General features: G+C 54.2%; 15 protein-coding genes. 3 read left to right on the top strand and 12 right to left on the bottom strand.

Annotated elements, in window-relative coordinates; all coding sequences use genetic code 11:
• The first annotated feature begins 24 nt into the window (after positions 1 to 24).
• On the top strand, positions 25 to 771 hold the full coding sequence (gene fpr, locus AB7E14_RS00330) for a ferredoxin--NADP(+) reductase (RefSeq protein WP_044257466.1): 747 nt from the start codon (positions 25 to 27) through the stop codon (positions 769 to 771).
• A gap of 6 nt (positions 772 to 777) precedes the next feature.
• Here the strand turns inward: fpr and AB7E14_RS00325 are convergent, their stop codons facing one another.
• Positions 778 to 1,206: a DUF805 domain-containing protein gene (locus tag AB7E14_RS00325; RefSeq protein ID WP_042998919.1), complete on the bottom strand. Its 429-nt coding sequence runs from the start codon at positions 1,204 to 1,206 to the stop codon at positions 778 to 780.
• Positions 1,207 to 1,306: 100 nt separating this feature from the next.
• On the opposite strand from AB7E14_RS00325, the gene AB7E14_RS00320 reads away from it, so the two are divergent.
• Together AB7E14_RS00320 and tpiA are read left to right on the top strand one after the other, a co-directional pair.
• Positions 1,307 to 1,903: a YiiQ family protein gene (locus AB7E14_RS00320; RefSeq protein ID WP_316962763.1), complete on the top strand. Its 597-nt coding sequence runs from the start codon at positions 1,307 to 1,309 to the stop codon at positions 1,901 to 1,903.
• 112 nt (positions 1,904 to 2,015) lie between these two features.
• A complete protein-coding gene (tpiA, locus tag AB7E14_RS00315) occupies positions 2,016 to 2,783 on the top strand; it encodes a triose-phosphate isomerase (RefSeq protein WP_042325562.1) in 768 nt (255 codons plus the stop codon).
• 43 nt (positions 2,784 to 2,826) lie between these two features.
• Here the strand turns inward: tpiA and AB7E14_RS00310 are convergent, their stop codons facing one another.
• The 11 genes from AB7E14_RS00310 to cpxP form a co-directional block, all read right to left on the bottom strand.
• Positions 2,827 to 4,299 (bottom strand): DASS family sodium-coupled anion symporter, encoded by a 1,473-nt coding sequence (locus tag AB7E14_RS00310; RefSeq protein ID WP_090050662.1) that lies wholly within the window; start codon positions 4,297 to 4,299, stop codon positions 2,827 to 2,829.
• A gap of 112 nt (positions 4,300 to 4,411) precedes the next feature.
• Entirely contained in the window at positions 4,412 to 5,716 is a 1,305-nt protein-coding gene (locus AB7E14_RS00305) for an SLC13 family permease (protein ID WP_216082038.1), read from the bottom strand.
• An 85-nt stretch (positions 5,717 to 5,801) separates the two neighbouring features.
• Positions 5,802 to 6,524, bottom strand: a complete 723-nt coding sequence (locus tag AB7E14_RS00300; protein WP_043001793.1) for a GntR family transcriptional regulator — start codon at positions 6,522 to 6,524, stop codon at positions 5,802 to 5,804.
• A gap of 62 nt (positions 6,525 to 6,586) precedes the next feature.
• Positions 6,587 to 7,627 carry an ADP-ribosylglycohydrolase family protein gene (locus AB7E14_RS00295; protein WP_316962764.1) on the bottom strand — a complete coding sequence of 347 codons (1,041 nt, stop codon included), beginning with the start codon at positions 7,625 to 7,627 and terminating at the stop codon, positions 6,587 to 6,589.
• A gap of 18 nt (positions 7,628 to 7,645) precedes the next feature.
• Positions 7,646 to 8,596, bottom strand: coding sequence for an aminoimidazole riboside kinase (locus tag AB7E14_RS00290; protein ID WP_046401643.1), 951 nt, complete (start codon positions 8,594 to 8,596; stop codon positions 7,646 to 7,648).
• Between the two features lie 10 nt (positions 8,597 to 8,606).
• Positions 8,607 to 9,941, bottom strand: coding sequence for an MFS transporter (locus AB7E14_RS00285; RefSeq protein WP_316962765.1), 1,335 nt, complete (start codon positions 9,939 to 9,941; stop codon positions 8,607 to 8,609).
• A 265-nt stretch (positions 9,942 to 10,206) separates the two neighbouring features.
• The gene (locus AB7E14_RS00280) at positions 10,207 to 10,962 is read right to left on the bottom strand and encodes a CDP-diacylglycerol diphosphatase (RefSeq protein WP_044328953.1); all 756 of its coding nucleotides are present in this window, start codon (positions 10,960 to 10,962) and stop codon (positions 10,207 to 10,209) included.
• 102 nt (positions 10,963 to 11,064) lie between these two features.
• Complete coding sequence (gene sbp / locus AB7E14_RS00275; protein ID WP_316962766.1) at positions 11,065 to 12,054, bottom strand: sulfate/thiosulfate ABC transporter substrate-binding protein Sbp; 990 nt, start codon at positions 12,052 to 12,054, stop codon at positions 11,065 to 11,067.
• A 202-nt stretch (positions 12,055 to 12,256) separates the two neighbouring features.
• Positions 12,257 to 13,219, bottom strand: coding sequence for a 6-phosphofructokinase (gene pfkA / locus AB7E14_RS00270; RefSeq protein ID WP_042998908.1), 963 nt, complete (start codon positions 13,217 to 13,219; stop codon positions 12,257 to 12,259).
• Positions 13,220 to 13,403: 184 nt separating this feature from the next.
• Positions 13,404 to 14,306, bottom strand: coding sequence for a CDF family cation-efflux transporter FieF (gene fieF, locus AB7E14_RS00265; protein ID WP_042998907.1), 903 nt, complete (start codon positions 14,304 to 14,306; stop codon positions 13,404 to 13,406).
• Positions 14,307 to 14,454: 148 nt separating this feature from the next.
• On the bottom strand, positions 14,455 to 14,955 hold the full coding sequence (cpxP, locus tag AB7E14_RS00260; RefSeq protein ID WP_043001792.1) for a cell-envelope stress modulator CpxP: 501 nt from the start codon (positions 14,953 to 14,955) through the stop codon (positions 14,455 to 14,457).
• Between the last annotated feature and the right edge of the window lie 56 nt (positions 14,956 to 15,011).

Genomic DNA, 15,011 nt, shown 5'->3' with positions numbered 1-15,011 from the left:
ACGAGACCCGTACAGGAGAAAACCATGGCAGATTGGGTAACAGGCAAAGTCACAAAGGTACAGAACTGGACTGATGCTCTGTTTAGTCTGACCGTTCACGCCCCCGTTCATCCCTTCACCGCAGGTCAATTTACCAAACTCGGTCTTGAAATTGACGGCGAGCGCGTCCAGCGTGCCTACTCGTATGTGAATGCCCCTGACAATCCCGATCTGGAGTTTTACCTGGTCACCGTGCCTGACGGTAAGCTAAGCCCACGTCTGGCGGCACTCAAGCCCGGCGATGAAGTACAGGTAGTGAGCGAAGCCGCCGGTTTCTTTGTGCTTGACGAAGTACCGGACTGCGACACGTTATGGATGCTGGCAACCGGCACCGCCATTGGTCCCTATTTATCGATTCTGCAACTGGGTAACGATCTCGAACGTTTCAAAAATCTGGTACTGGTCCACGCCGCACGATACGCCGCCGATTTAAGCTACCTGCCGCTGATGCAGGCGCTGCAAAAGCGCTACGAAGGCAAACTGCGGATCCAGACGGTGGTGAGCCGGGAGACCGTCGCGGGTTCACTGACCGGCCGCATTCCGGCATTGATTGAAAGTGGCGAACTGGAAAAAGCGGTAGGCTTACCGATGGATAAAGAGACCAGCCATGTGATGCTGTGTGGAAATCCGCAAATGGTTCGCGACACACAGCAGTTGCTGAAAGAGACCCGGCAGATGACGAAACACCTTCGTCGCCGGCCAGGCCATATGACCGCCGAGCATTACTGGTAATACGGTTCAGGGCGCTGATTTAAACGCGACATCCTGCGTGTCTTTACCGTATTTATTTTCGCCCTGGGTGCCAACAAACGCCCCCAGGTCGATAAGAGTCATGATGAGGATAAGCGTCGGCGCAAACCGTCCGACCACCCATTGCCACATCCCCGGCAGAATAGCCCAGTTACCGGCTAACAGCATCCAGGCAAGAATAATCAATAACGCCCACAGCCCCGAACGCCCACGATCGTGCAGACGTTTCACCGTAACCGCTGCCGTCGGCCAGAGCAGACACACCAGGGCAAAGGGAGCAATCTGATCGGGAAGTAATTTTTGACTCTCGAGTGAAAACAGAACCACCATGCTGACAATCCACAGCGCAATCCAGATCCAGAAATCACGGCGTCCAATACGCCCTTTAAATGAGAATAACCACTGCTGTAGGGTCATGTCTGTTCCTTTAAAATGACTATCTTCGACAGTTTACCCTTTTGACAAGCCAGACGGTTATCGTTTTAATCGTGGACAGTCATAACGAAAGGTAAGATTGATGAAGCCAGGATGTTCACTGTTTTTATTATTGTTTTCTGCGATGCTCTCCAGCCCTCCGGCGCTGGCGGCTGAGCCATTGGCGGCCACCACCGCACCGTATTTACTCGCCGGTGCCCCCACGTTTGACCTTTCGATCAGCCAGTTTCGCGAAAACTTTAATACGCAAAATCCGAAGCTTACCTTAAATGAATTCCGCGCCATCGACAGTAGTCGCGACAAAGCCAACCTCACCCGTGCGGCCAGCATAATAAATGAAAACCTGTACGCCTCGACCGCTCTTGAGCGCGGAACGCTGAAGATTAAGAGCATGCAGATAACCTGGCTGCCGATTCAGGGGCCGGAACAGAAAGCGGCGAAAGCCAAAGCGCAGGAATATATGGCGGCAGTGATCCGCACAGTCGCCCCCTTATTGACCAAAGAGCAGAGCCAGAAAAAGCTGCAAAAGCTGCTTACGTCGGGGAAAAATAAGCGCTATTACGCGGAGACCGAAGGCGCAATTCGCTATGTTGTCGCAGATAACGGCGAAAAGGGGCTGACCTTCGCGGTTGAACCGATTAAGCTGGCGTTATCTGAAAATCTGGACGGGCCCAATTGATGATAAAAAGCAAAGCCTTTCCGGGGAGTGATCTCTATACTGTTTCACAGACCATGCTGCCCTGCGGGGCGGCCATCTTCCTTAATTCGCTGACAAAGCGTGGAGAATAGAAATGCGACATCCTTTAGTGATGGGTAACTGGAAACTGAACGGCAGCCGCCACATGGTAAACGAACTGATTGCTAACCTGCGTAAAGAGCTGGCTGGCGTCGCTGGCTGTGCGGTAGCGATCGCACCGCCAGAAATGTATATCGATCTGGCAAAACATGCTGCGGCCGGTAGCCACATCCTCCTGGGCGCACAGAACGTTGACCTGAACCTGTCCGGCGCATTTACCGGTGAAACAAGTGCTGAAATGCTGAAAGACATCGGCGCACAGTACATCATCATCGGCCACTCTGAGCGTCGTACTTACCACAAAGAGTCTGACGAACTGATCGCGAAAAAATTCGCTGTGCTGAAAGAGCAGGGTCTGACTCCCGTTCTGTGCATCGGTGAAACCGAAGCTGAAAACGAAGCGGGCAAAACAGAAGAAGTGTGCGCACGTCAGATCGACGCCGTTCTGAAAACACAGGGTGCTGCGGCATTCGAAGGCGTAGTTATCGCTTACGAACCGGTTTGGGCAATCGGCACCGGCAAATCCGCAACGCCAGCGCAGGCACAGGCTGTTCACAAATTTATCCGTGATCATATTGCCAAAGCAGACGCGAAAATTGCTGAGCAGGTCATCATCCAGTACGGCGGTTCCGTAAACGCAGCTAACGCGGCAGAACTGTTCACTCAGCCGGATATCGACGGCGCGCTGGTTGGCGGTGCTTCTCTGAAAGCTGACGCTTTCGCCGTGATCGTAAAAGCAGCTGAAGCAGCAAAACAAGCTTAAGTTGTGTAGTCGGGGGGGACCTCTCCCCCGACTTATCCCCGTATTACCAGTATCCCAACCAGTGCCACCAGAAAGCCCCTGTCACCGCCCAGATAGTCAGGTTTACCACACTCATCACCAGCCCCGTCTTCCACCATTCCGCCAGAGTGGCATAGCCAGAGCCAAAAATAATCGGCGCAGTGCCCGTACCGTAGTGGGTGAGCGACATCATCAGCGAAGAGGAGAAACCGAGCATCAGCCCCAGCAGGGCCGGTGGCGCGCCCAGACCTAACCCCGCGATGAAGAAGGCGGAGAACATGGCCGTGATATGCGCCGTGGTGCTGGCGAAAAAGTAATGAGAGTAGACGTAAAGCAGGATCAACAGCAGTGTCGCAATACTCCAGTGGACGCCAAGATGATTGATTGCCGTCCCCACACTGGTCGCAAGCCAGCCGACCAGTCCCAGTTTGCTGAGGAAATCCGCCATCATCACCAGCGCGGCAAACCAGACAATGGTATCCCAGGCACCGCGGCACTTAAGGATGTCCTCCCAGTGTAATACCCCCGTCAGCAACAGAATCGATAAACCGATCAGCGCCGCACTGGTGGGGTTAACGGTCCAGCCGCTGCCCATGATCATCGCGGGAACGCCAGCCCACAGGCAGAGCAGCAAAATGAACACCGCCAGCGTGATTTTTTCCGCCAGCGACAGTGGGCCGAGAAGATCCAGCTTTTGCCGGGCGAACTGCGGCGCATTGGGTGTGCGGGTAATGGCGGGTGGATAGAGCCACCAGATGACGATGGGCATCACAATCAGCGAAACGACCGCCGGAAGAAGCGCCGCAATGGCCCACATCCCCCAGGTCATATTCAGTACCCCATCCGTTCCCTGGGACAAAAAGGTGACAATGAGGGGGTTAGGGGCGGTTGCGGTGATGAACATCGCTGAACTGATCGGGTTAATGTTGTAATTCACCAGCGCCAGATAGCGCCCCGTTGAGCCATTTTCGCTATTGCCGGGCTGCGATCCAAGGCTGTCGGCAATGGCGCGCATCACCGGGTGAATAATGCCGCCGCCGCGTGCCGTGTTACTTGGGGTGACGGGGGCAATCAGCGTTTCCGCGAGGGTTAATGCCCACGCGATACCTAAGGTTCGCTTACCAAACAACGCAATAAATCCGTAGCCGATACGCGCCCCAAGTCCTGTTTTCAGCAGGCTTTGCGACAGCATGATCGATAAACCAATCAGCCAAATCAGTTGGTTGGAAAAGCCACTCAGCGCATCGTTAAGCGCTGCCGCAGGCTTACCGGGATTCGTCACACCGGTCATCGCCACCAGCATGATCGCCACAACAGCAATCGCCCCGATAGGCATCGCTTTGCCGATAATGGCCGCAATCGTACCGATAAACAGCGCCAGCAGATGCCATGCCTGTGGCGTCACGTCCGCAGGACAAGGGATGATAAACCAGATGGTCAGTGTGATAACCATCGAGATGATGGCGGGCCAACCGCGAATGGGAGTCAATCTATCCATGGTTCAATCCTTGAGTATCCTGCGCATAAGTATGCGTTTCAGTATTAACCGTCATTCGTGCAGGTAAAACTCACCACCCTCTCACAAAACTAAAATAATCAGGCAATTAACACTACAATTTTCCTAATAGATTAAACCATGCATAGTCCAGTGGCAGCAGGATCAGATAAGTCGTCAGCGCCAGCACCAGACACAGGAGCAGCCCGGCTCTCGCTGGCACCCTGCCTAACGCCATCGCCACCACAATAGGTGATGCCTGATACGGCAGTAGCGGCGTTGAATAGCCCAGCACCTGAATCATAATCACCGACAGCAGTGGGAATTGCGTTGCCTCAGAAAAGCTCTGCGCCAGAGTGGTATACAGCGCCGGAACGCCGTTGGCGGTCATAATGAAGTTAAGCGCAGTGGTGATGCCGGTCAGGGCGAGAAAACTGGTGAACGGTTTCTCCGGATCCAGCGGCATCACATGCAGCAACGCTTCACCGACCGCATCGCCAATACCGGTTTGCGTCACAACGCTCGCCAGTCCAAGAATACCGGCAACATAAATGCAGGTACGGATGTTAACCCCCGTGGAAAACTCCTCTCCATTGATGAACCCGACACGCGGTAACAGAGTGATGACCGCTGCCGCCAGCCCGGTCCACGCCGGGCCAATGCCATGCCAGCTTTCGCTGACCCACATCACCAGCACGACTGCCAGCATCCAGGCCAGTCGCTTTTCGTCGCGGCTCATTGGCTCCGGTGGTGAGAATTCACGTGGCGAATGGGGTTTTCCGGGAAACAGCCAGCAGATCAGCGCAATCAACAGTCCACCTTTCAGCCAGCCTAATACCGGCGTATGCAGCAGCAGATAAGGCAGATAGTTCAGGTGGATACCGTACGATCCTTCTGCCGCCCCGCTCATCACGAGATTCGGCACGTTAGCAGGCAAAATGGTGGCGGAAAGCTGAAAAGTGCCGAAACCCACAGCAAGCGCCAGGCCATACCACGCACGGGTGCCATCAAGGATCCCGGCACGCTTCGCCATCGCTGCAACAACGGGCATCAGCAGCGCAATACGTCCCATATTAGAGGGCATTACAAACGCCAGCGCATAGCTCAGCAGCACCACGCTTGAGACCATCAGCGGCCAGGATTCCGTCAGCCGTGATGACAACGCTCTTGCCGCCCTGTCCGCCAGTCCAGTTTTGCGGATCGCCACGCCCAGCACAAAGCCGCTGAATACCAGCCAGAACGCCGAGGAGGCAAAGCCGCCAAAGATGACGTCCGGTGGGGCGATTTTTGCCACCATCGCCACCGTGAAGAACAGCAGCGCGGTGATAAATTCCGGTAATAGCGAGGTTGCCCAGAGCAGGATGGTGACAATCACCACCAACGAGGGCAGAAACAGAGGGTGTGAAAACCAGAGCGACATGCCTGTCTCCTGTTGTTTTTTTCAACAAGAATACGGGGGCATCCCCCTTCTGTAAACGCGCGTCTCCCCCTAAAAAAGCAGAGGGTCAGTGATAATGGATTTCGCCGAAGTAGTCAGACAGCACATAGTAGCGGCAATACTCAAAGGGATGCGCTTCCCCCGCCATAAACGTCTGGCGCGCCACGGAAAGGAGTGGTTTGTTCTCAGCAATCTGCAGCTTCTCGCATAAATCAGGACTGGGCAGAATGGCATCGACCTTTTCGATCGCTGAGTCGCTTTTCACATTCAACAGGTGATAAAGCGAGGTATGGGCCAGTTCATCCGCTGTCAGGGTTAATCCCGGAAAGAAGGAGAGATCGAGATAAATTTTCTCGTGGTTAAACGGGCGATCGTTCAGGTATCGCACCCGAGAAATATAGAGATAGTGATGATGGGCCGGCAGGCTTAAACCATCTTCCTGCGCGTCGCGCGCCCGGCGTGTGGCGATTTCCAGAATGCGGTTCTCAACCGCCACGCTGGCATCACGCAGGTCGCTGGTGATCCCGCGAAAGGTATGACCATAGCTGACGCCTTCCGGCACCGCGCTCACCACGGAACCACTTCCGCGTTGAGAGGTGATCACACCGGCGTTGATCAACTCACTCCACGCCTGCTTCACGACGATCAGCGACACATTATAGGTTTGGGCGATCGCTTTTTGCGTTGGCAACTGACTCCCCAGCGGCAGGGTGCCGTTCTGGATCTGCTGGCAGATGATATAAAACAACTGCTTATACAGCGGAGTGAAACTCGTTTTATCAACCTGCAAGCCATTTACCTCGAAAGTCTGCCAGTCGGGGACGGTTGTCGCCGCCCCCGCAGGGCAGCGCACTACCCTTTAATCTGTCTGGCGAGTTCAGCCAAATCGAAATGATTCATACGATTAACGGTAGTTAAATAGTCGGCAGGAAAAGCATCAGCACCGTGCCAGGCGCCGGAGAGTGCCCCAACCATGGTGGCGACGGTATCGGTGTCATTGCCGATATTAACGGCGGAAATAATAGCATCAACGGCCGAATCCGGACAACACGCGAACAGACCAAACGCGGCCGGAACCGCCTCGCTGACGTGCAACCCGGACCCGATGATATCGGCAATCTCAACAATCGCCGTCTCCCAATGGGCGTGCCGCTTACCGATCGCTACCGCCAGTTCAATACGACGCGCCACCGACGGCCCGGCAACCATCATCGCACCCTGTTCTGCCGCCAGCGCATAACCTCTGTCAGCGCCGTAAATCCCGGCCGCAATGATGCTTTCCGCACTCGCCACGGACTGTAACGCCTCGCTGGTTGCTGCCGCCATCGCCGCTGCGCCAGACATCGCCAGTACGTTATTGTGGGTAAAGCGGCAGATATCCAGCGCAGTCTGAATCGCTTTTTCTATGTCGCCAGGATGCAGTACAGCGGCAGGCCAAATCTTCATTGCCGCGCCGTTGGTGGCTTCCGCATTCCCCTTATTGATAATCTGTACCGACTGTTTCTCACCTTCCAGTTCCCCCTGCAGGGACACGCGATTATCGTTAAAGATGGCTTTCATCGCGGCTCGGGTGGTTGGCCCGGTAAAATTGGCGTAGTGCGGATAGGCCAGCCAGCGCTGGAAGGCTTCACGCATTGCTTCATCGCTCACCTGACGATGGTGCTGTAGCAGGGCGTCCATGATGTACTTCGCCTGAATAAAGTCATCGGTACACATTCCGGCTTCGTTACAGCGACCAAACGTATCGGCGGGCGGTTTCTCAAAACCGGTCACCCAGCCACCAAAGTATTCGCGAATTTGTTGCTGAGTACGCACTTCGGTCGCTGCGCCCATCGCGTCCGCCGCAGCGGCACCAATCAGGCAGCCCAGTATTTTGTTAATTTCAACGTGCATGAATGACTCCTTAACGGTTTAGCATATTTTTTCCAGTGGATGACTGGCGCGAAAAGCCGCGAGCTGTTCAGGATAAGGCAGCGCGGTCATCGCCCCTTTTGCCGTGACCACCATCGCGCCGCAGGCATTGGCTGTACCGATCGCCTGTGCAAGCAAGTGACTGTCCCAGGAAGCGGCCTGTGAAAGGGTATAAAGCAGCCCGCCGACAAAGGCATCGCCCGCTCCGGTGGTGTCCACCACGGAAATTTTCGCGGCCGGGAACGCGCATTCGCCCTCTGGCGTCACCAGGTACGCCCCTGCATCGCCCAATGAGATAACGGTGGTTTCACAGCCAAGTTCACGCATCAGATAGCGTGCGTCCTGCCAGCGTTCGACCTTACCCAGCCAACACAGCTCATCCGCAGAGACCTTGCAGATGGAGGCCAGCGCAATAGATTGTGCGAGTAAGGGGACGATTTCCTGGGTATCCCGCCACATGCTGACGCGCAGGTTAACGTCGAACATGACGTGCCCTCCCGCCGTCTTCATGCGTCTGGCGCCTTCCAGACACGCCTCACGCGCCGGACTGTCGGTCAGGCCAATCGAGCTGAAGTAAAACCACTCGTTGGCGCTGAAAGTCGGTAAATCCTGCACCGAGACAAAAGTGTCCGCGCCGGGATGTACCAGATAGGTAAAACTGCGCTCGCCTTCTGGCGTCAGATTGACGATCAGTACCGCGCTGGTTTGCTGTGGGTCGAGGCGCAATGACCCCACACCTACCCCGTTTTCTGCCAGCGTCTGGCGGAGAAAACGTCCGGCGTCATCCTCCCCAAGACAGCCGATAAATTCACAGTCGCCACCCAGTCGCGCGATGCAAACGGCGACGTTAGCCGATGCACCACCCGGACATTTCAGGTAGGTGTCCGCGCCTTCCGGCACCAGATCCACGGATGCGTCGCCAATCACCCAGACTTTTTTGAGATGACTCATCTGCTCCTCCTCACGCCTGACGCTGCGCCAGTTCACTCTGGATATCGCGGTAATAATCGTTGTTGATCAGATACTTTTTCATCACCACGCCAACCACCAGATGGAAGACGGCGGGGATGAGCGTCATCATCAGCGCAATCCCGGTCAGCGAGCTTGCACTCTGCTGGACATCCGCCTGATAGCCGAAGTGGCTCAGCAGGAAGCCAAGGACGCCGCCGGCAATCCCCATCCCGAATTTCTGAAAAAACAAAATGCCGCCGAAAGCCAGTCCGGAAACGCGCAGCCCGGTTTTCTTCTCGCCGTAATCGACGGCCTCCGCGATGGAAGACCAGAACACCGGCATTTGCATGTCGCAGAAGAAGTTGATGAGAAAGTAAAAGACAAAGGCGAGGATCAGGTTCTGCTGCCCGACGCAAAGATACATGCCGATACTCAGCGCGAAGGTCATCAGTTGGGTGTAGCGGAACATTTTTATTTTGTCCCAGAACTTAGTCACCCACGTGGTCGCAATCATCGCCAGAATAGACGCCACCACGCCGACGGTCAGGAACGGTGAAATCAGGCTGTCACCGCCATTCAGATAATATTTGGCGTAATAGGCCGCGACCGAACCGCGGATCACGTAGCCGCACATCAGCAACATAATCACCACGCCCAGAATCAGCCACTGGTCGTTACGCAGCAGATTCGCGAACTGCTGCTTGACGGACAGTGACGGCAATTCAGGCTCGCTGCGTTCACGGGTGGTCATAAAGCAGAAGATAAACAGCACGGCGCCCATCGCCCCCATCAGGCCCATAGAGAGCTGATAACCCAGCGCTTTATTGCCCTGTCCCAGCCAGACCGCCAGCATGGGAACCACAATCGTCACCAGAAACGCGGCGATTTTGGTCATCACAAAACGATACCCGTTGGCGCTCAGACGCTCGCCCGGATCGTTCGTGATGACACCAATCAGAGAGATATAAGGGATAGTGATCGCCGTATAAACCAGCGTCATCAGAATGTAAGTGAAATAGGCCCATGCCAGCTTCGCCATATACGCCATATCCGGCGTGATAAACATCAGATAGACGGCAAAACCAAATGGAATGGCAAACCATAACAACCATGGACGATAGCGTCCCCAGCGGGTCGACACTTTGTCGGTCAGCATTCCCATTGCCGGATCGATAATGGCATCGATCATCCGCACCACCACCAGCAGCACACCCACATCCGCTGCCCGTAAACCGTAAATATCCGTGTAGAAATATGCCAGCAGAAGCTGCATGGCAATAATCACTACGTTGATCGCCATATCCCCGGCGCCGAAACCTATTTTTTCCACGATAGACAATTTCATATCGGTATTCCTTTTGCGCCGTTCAGCGCAAGAATGTCGAAAAAAGGATGACGTAACTACGTGAAATAAAAGCTTTTATGATTAACGCATGACCCAGAAAACCAGGATCAGGCGTTATGAGGGAGTGTAATGGAACCATAAAAGATATAAAGGTATACCTTTATATCTTTTGATCGAATTCACATTATTTTAACCAACGATACATCTTCGCTGGGCTGAAGTGGGAGATTGTGCAAAAAAACGCCGACAACCGTCGGCGTGGCGATCAGGGCTGAGTCAGGAGCTTACAGTCGTGATCCTGAATTTCTTCCGCCGACGCCCGGTTAAACGCCAGCATGTTGCGCTGCGTGGCCAACAGAACAAAAGCGTCATCGCTTTGACGCGCCAGCGCCAGCGCATAGCTGCCCATGCGCTCACGCGCTTCCGGCACCTCTTCGGCCAGCATCATAAACGGGCTGCGCTGCGCCAGTTCGCTTTCTGTCACGCGACGGGCGAGATACTCATGCCCGCGCAGTCCGCCCGGCAGCGGTAACCAGCGGGTGCTGATTTTGGTCTGGTTAGCGTCCAGTTGCGCTCTGACATCAGGACGAAGGCAGGAGATATGGATGTGGAAATGGTTTTGCGTCCGTCCGCTGCGCGAATTGATTGCCAGCGACACGACGCTGTCCGGAATATCCTTGCCATACTTTTGGCTCATGAAATCGCGCGCCTGCCAGGCCAGCCAGAAGAAATTCGGCGTGTATTGTTCCACCAGCAACGGACTCTCGGTGCCATTAATGCGATAAGTCGGCATCAGCAGATATTGCAGCGGACCATTGCGATCTTTAAAGACCACATATCCGGCATCGGGCTTCACTTCGACACATGGCGCAGGGTTTTGATGCTGCAACTGGTTGGGCAGGCATTGCTCAAGCACAATCTTACGCAACGCATCCGGGTTTCCGGCCAGCGTCCAGTAGCCAAAACCTGCCGCAGCGGCAATAACGACAACGGCCAGTAGTCCATAGCCTGTTTTTTTCATAACGCGTTCCCTGTATCTCAACGGCCTGCAAGAGTAACGCAAAATGATGACAAATAAAAAAGCCCGGCGGCAAATACCCCGGGCTTCTTCTCCTGCCAGCTCTTAACGCTTGCTGATTTGATCGAACGTTCCGCCATTCGAGAAGTGTTCTTTCTGCGCTTTCGTCCAGCCGCCGAACGTTTCATCAATGGTAAAGAGTTTCAGCTTCGGAAACACATTTTCGTATTTCTTCGCCACCTCTGCATCACGCGGACGGTAGTAGTTTTTCGCCGCAATCTCCTGACCTTCCGGTGAGTAGAGATACTTCAGATAGGCTTCCGCCACGGCCTGAGTGCCTTTCTTCTCGGTCACTTTATCCACAACGGAGACCGTCGGTTCAGCCAGAATGGATTCGCTCGGCGTCACGATTTCAAATTTATCTTTGCCCAGCTCATTGGTCGCCAGCAGCGCTTCGTTCTCCCAGGCGATCAGCACGTCGCCGATGCCGCGTTCGACAAAGGTATTGGTCGCACCGCGTGCGCCAGAGTCCAGCACTTCGACATTCTTAAACAGCGCCTTCACAAAGTCCTGCGCTTTTGCCTGATCGTTATTGTTGTGGTGCAGCGCATAACCCCAGGCAGCCAGATAGTTCCAGCGTGCGCCGCCGGAGCTTTTCGGGTTAGGCGTGATCACCGAAATGCCAGGCTTAACCAGATCGTTCCAGTCATGAATTTGCTTCGGGTTGCCTTTACGCACCAGGAACACAATGGTGGAGGTGTAAGGCGCAGAGTTGTCCGGCAGGCGTTTGATCCAGTTTTTATCAATACGACCACGCTCGGCAATCGCATCCACATCATAGGCCAGTGCCAGCGTCACCACATCCGCCTCAATGCCGTTAATCACCGAGGTCGCCTGTTTGCCTGACCCGCCGTGTGACTGACGAATCACCACGTTATCGCCCGTTTCTTGCTTCCAGTGTGCGCTAAACGCTTTGTTGTACTGCTCGTACAGCTCACGCGTTGGATCGTAAGACACGTTCAGTAATTGAATATCCTTTGCCAGAACGCCGCTGGATGCCAGCAGCAAAGTTAACCCCACGCCCCATTTGTTCATCGCCCAACTCTCTTATGTTGTGTTGTGATGAGCAAAGCGTGCCAGAAAGGTATCCAAACATTAAAGAATAAAAAAAGATTGGCTATAACGTGAGGGAATATATGGAGGGTGTATACCGGATGGCGGCTGACGCCTTATCCGGCCTACAAGTCTTGCGATCTGTAGGCCGGGTAAGCGTAGCGCCATCAGGCGCAGAGAAGAATCAGTACAGTTTCTTCGCGCAATCCAGCCAGTCACCTTTGAACGGACGCTTCATGTTTTCGATAGCATCGATGATGTCATGGTGAACCAGTTTTTCGTTCTGAATACCGACGCAACGACCACCGTGACCTTCCAGCAGCAGTTCAATGGCGTAAGAACCCATACGGGAAGCCAGGATGCGGTCATAAGGCACTGGAGAACCGCCGCGCTGGATGTGACCCAGTACGGTCGAGCGGGTTTCACGGCCCGTCTCTTTCTCAATGTAATGCGCCAGTTCGTCGACATCGCACATGTGCTCAGTGATTGCCACGATAGCGTGTTTCTTACCCTTCGCAATACCCGCTTTGATTTCAGCAACCAGATCGTCACGGCTGAATTCCACTTCCGGTACCACAACGAACTCACAGCCACCGGCAATCGCTGCCGCCAGCGTCAGGTCGCCACAGTAACGCCCCATCACTTCAACGATAGAGATACGCTGGTGAGAAGACGAGGTGTCGCGCAGACGGTCAATCGCTTCAACCACGGTGCCCAGCGCCGTAAAGTAACCGATGGTGTAGTCAGTGCCTTTGATATCGTTATCGATAGTGCCAGGCAAGCCGATGCACGGGAAGCCCATTTCAGTCAGGCGTTTCGCACCCATGTAAGAACCGTCACCGCCGATCACCACCAGCGCGTCGATCCCACGTTTTTTCAGGTTTTCGATAGCCACAGCGCGGACGTTTTCGTCACGGAACTCCGGGAAACGAGCGGAACCCAGGAAGGTACCACCGCGGTTAATCATGTCGGACACGCTATAACGGTCAAGCTGCACCATACGGTCTTCATACAGACCCAGGTAGCCATCATAAATCCCCATGACTTCCAGTCCTTCCGTCAGTGCTGCGCGCACCACACCACGGATTGCTGCGTTCATGCCCGGCGCATCACCGCCGCTTGTCAACACACCGATTTTCTTAATCATGACTACCTCTGAACTTTGGAATGCAAAATGAAGTCTGTTGCCGGAAGTCGATCCTGCATAGCGAGACGATCCAACGAATATGCAAATAGTATAACAATCACGTCCTGCTGAATTGATTCAGGTCAGGCCAAATGGCGGTAATTTATACACAAAATGCGGGCCTGGCTCTCTTTTTTACGCTCACTTACGAAAGCTCAAACCTTTTGCCTTCCCTGGGAACGACGGAACACGGGTCCTGATGGATAATGACATCGGAGCCCGGAAAACGCCGTAAAATCGCCTGCTCTACCTGTTCAGCCACAACATGCGCCTGAACGAGCGGCAGATTATCTTCCATTTCCAAATGAATCTGAATAAAGCGGGTCGGCCCTGACTGCCGCGTACGGAGATCGTGAGCACCACTGACGCCCGGCCATGATGTCACGATGTCAAAAATTTCCTGACGTTCTTCATCGGGTAATGCGCGATCCAGTAACGACTGCACGGCATCATAACCCATGCGTAACGCGCTATATAAAATATAGATGCCAATCCCCAAAGCAAACAACGCGTCTGCACGATGCCAGCCGTACCAGGCCAGACCGAGCGCCACGAGAATCGCGCCGTTCATCATAACATCAGACTGATAATGAAGCATATCCGCCCGTACTGCCTGGCTTTGCGTCCGCTTCACCACCCAGCGCTGAAACGAGACCAGCACCACAGTACATATCAGGGCGATAATGGTAACCACAACCCCCACGCCGGGTTCGTTCATCGGCGTGGGGGTAATCAGATGCTGGATACCCGTTAAAAATAAAAACAACGCCGAACCGGAAATAAACATGCTTTGCGCCAGCGCAGCCAGTGATTCCGCTTTGCCATGACCAAAGGTATGTTCATCATCCGCGGGCTGCAGCGAATAGCGCACCACTAACAGGTTAGTGAGCGACGCGGCAATATCCACCAGCGAGTCGACCAGTGCCGCCAGAATACTCACCGACCCGGTGTACCACCACGCAAAAATTTTGATCAAAAGTAACAGCGATGCCATCACTGTCGCGGCAATGGCCGCCCGACTGACTAACCGCCCATAGGATTGATTCATAAACACTCCTGCCATTTCATGCCGGTAGTATAACGGATGGTGTAAGACAATCAGTGATTATGACGATGACAATTTACAGGCAAAAAAAACCCCCACATCATGTGGGGGAAGACAGGGATGGTGTCTATGGCAAGGAAAACAGGGTTTACTACTGGGAACGTGAGTTGCTACTACTCAATAACTTCAACGAAGAACTTTTTTGCCAGTGCGTCACGTCGCGCAATTGCTCCATTCTTTGTTGGTGCTTCTCGTTTAAAACCGCTTGCTGCTCGGGGGTAAGCAGGCGATACATCTGGTTGCGAACGCGGGCCATTTCGACCTGTCTGGCAACCTGTGCCTGCGCCATTTTTTCTGCCTGAGCGCGCACAGCGGTTTCATCAAAATTTTCTGCAGTAATAAGACGATGCATCGTCTCCATTTCGCTAACATTAACAGGCGGCTGCTCATGGCGGGCCTGTTGCATCAGATCTCTCATCTGTTGACGTTGATGTTCGGTTAAACTTATGCCGTCAAACATATGGCTCTGTACAGTGCGCGGCGCAGAGGATTCTCCCGGGTGCCAGTTATCGCCTGTAACGACTTCAGCTGCATGGCTAACCGTACTGAGTGCCAGCGTTGAGGCCATGACGGCAGCGGTAACTTTGCGCATCATTTGCTCCCAAAATCTTTTCTGTCGCGATTCAACGAGAGACAGTTTACGATTCG

The sequence above is a fragment of the Citrobacter sp. genome (assembly GCF_050252275.1).
GTDB classification, from domain to species: Bacteria; Pseudomonadota; Gammaproteobacteria; order Enterobacterales; family Enterobacteriaceae; genus Citrobacter_A; species Citrobacter_A amalonaticus.
This window is presented reverse-complemented; position numbering and strand designations above follow the sequence as displayed.

Coding starts and splice junctions, on each gene's coding strand:
- AB7E14_RS00320 (WP_316962763.1), top strand. CDS start 1,307: ATGAAGCCAGGATGTTCACTGTTTTTATTATTGTTTTCTGCGATGCTC.
- fpr (WP_044257466.1), top strand. CDS start 25: ATGGCAGATTGGGTAACAGGCAAAGTCACAAAGGTACAGAACTGGACT.
- pfkA (WP_042998908.1), bottom strand. CDS start 13,219: ATGATTAAGAAAATCGGTGTGTTGACAAGCGGCGGTGATGCGCCGGGC.
- AB7E14_RS00310 (WP_090050662.1), bottom strand. CDS start 4,299: ATGGATAGATTGACTCCCATTCGCGGTTGGCCCGCCATCATCTCGATG.
- AB7E14_RS00325 (WP_042998919.1), bottom strand. CDS start 1,206: ATGACCCTACAGCAGTGGTTATTCTCATTTAAAGGGCGTATTGGACGC.
- AB7E14_RS00280 (WP_044328953.1), bottom strand. CDS start 10,962: ATGAAAAAAACAGGCTATGGACTACTGGCCGTTGTCGTTATTGCCGCT.
- AB7E14_RS00305 (WP_216082038.1), bottom strand. CDS start 5,716: ATGTCGCTCTGGTTTTCACACCCTCTGTTTCTGCCCTCGTTGGTGGTG.
- tpiA (WP_042325562.1), top strand. CDS start 2,016: ATGCGACATCCTTTAGTGATGGGTAACTGGAAACTGAACGGCAGCCGC.
- AB7E14_RS00285 (WP_316962765.1), bottom strand. CDS start 9,941: ATGAAATTGTCTATCGTGGAAAAAATAGGTTTCGGCGCCGGGGATATG.
- cpxP (WP_043001792.1), bottom strand. CDS start 14,955: ATGCGCAAAGTTACCGCTGCCGTCATGGCCTCAACGCTGGCACTCAGT.
- sbp (WP_316962766.1), bottom strand. CDS start 12,054: ATGAACAAATGGGGCGTGGGGTTAACTTTGCTGCTGGCATCCAGCGGC.
- fieF (WP_042998907.1), bottom strand. CDS start 14,306: ATGAATCAATCCTATGGGCGGTTAGTCAGTCGGGCGGCCATTGCCGCG.
- AB7E14_RS00295 (WP_316962764.1), bottom strand. CDS start 7,627: ATGCACGTTGAAATTAACAAAATACTGGGCTGCCTGATTGGTGCCGCT.
- AB7E14_RS00290 (WP_046401643.1), bottom strand. CDS start 8,596: ATGAGTCATCTCAAAAAAGTCTGGGTGATTGGCGACGCATCCGTGGAT.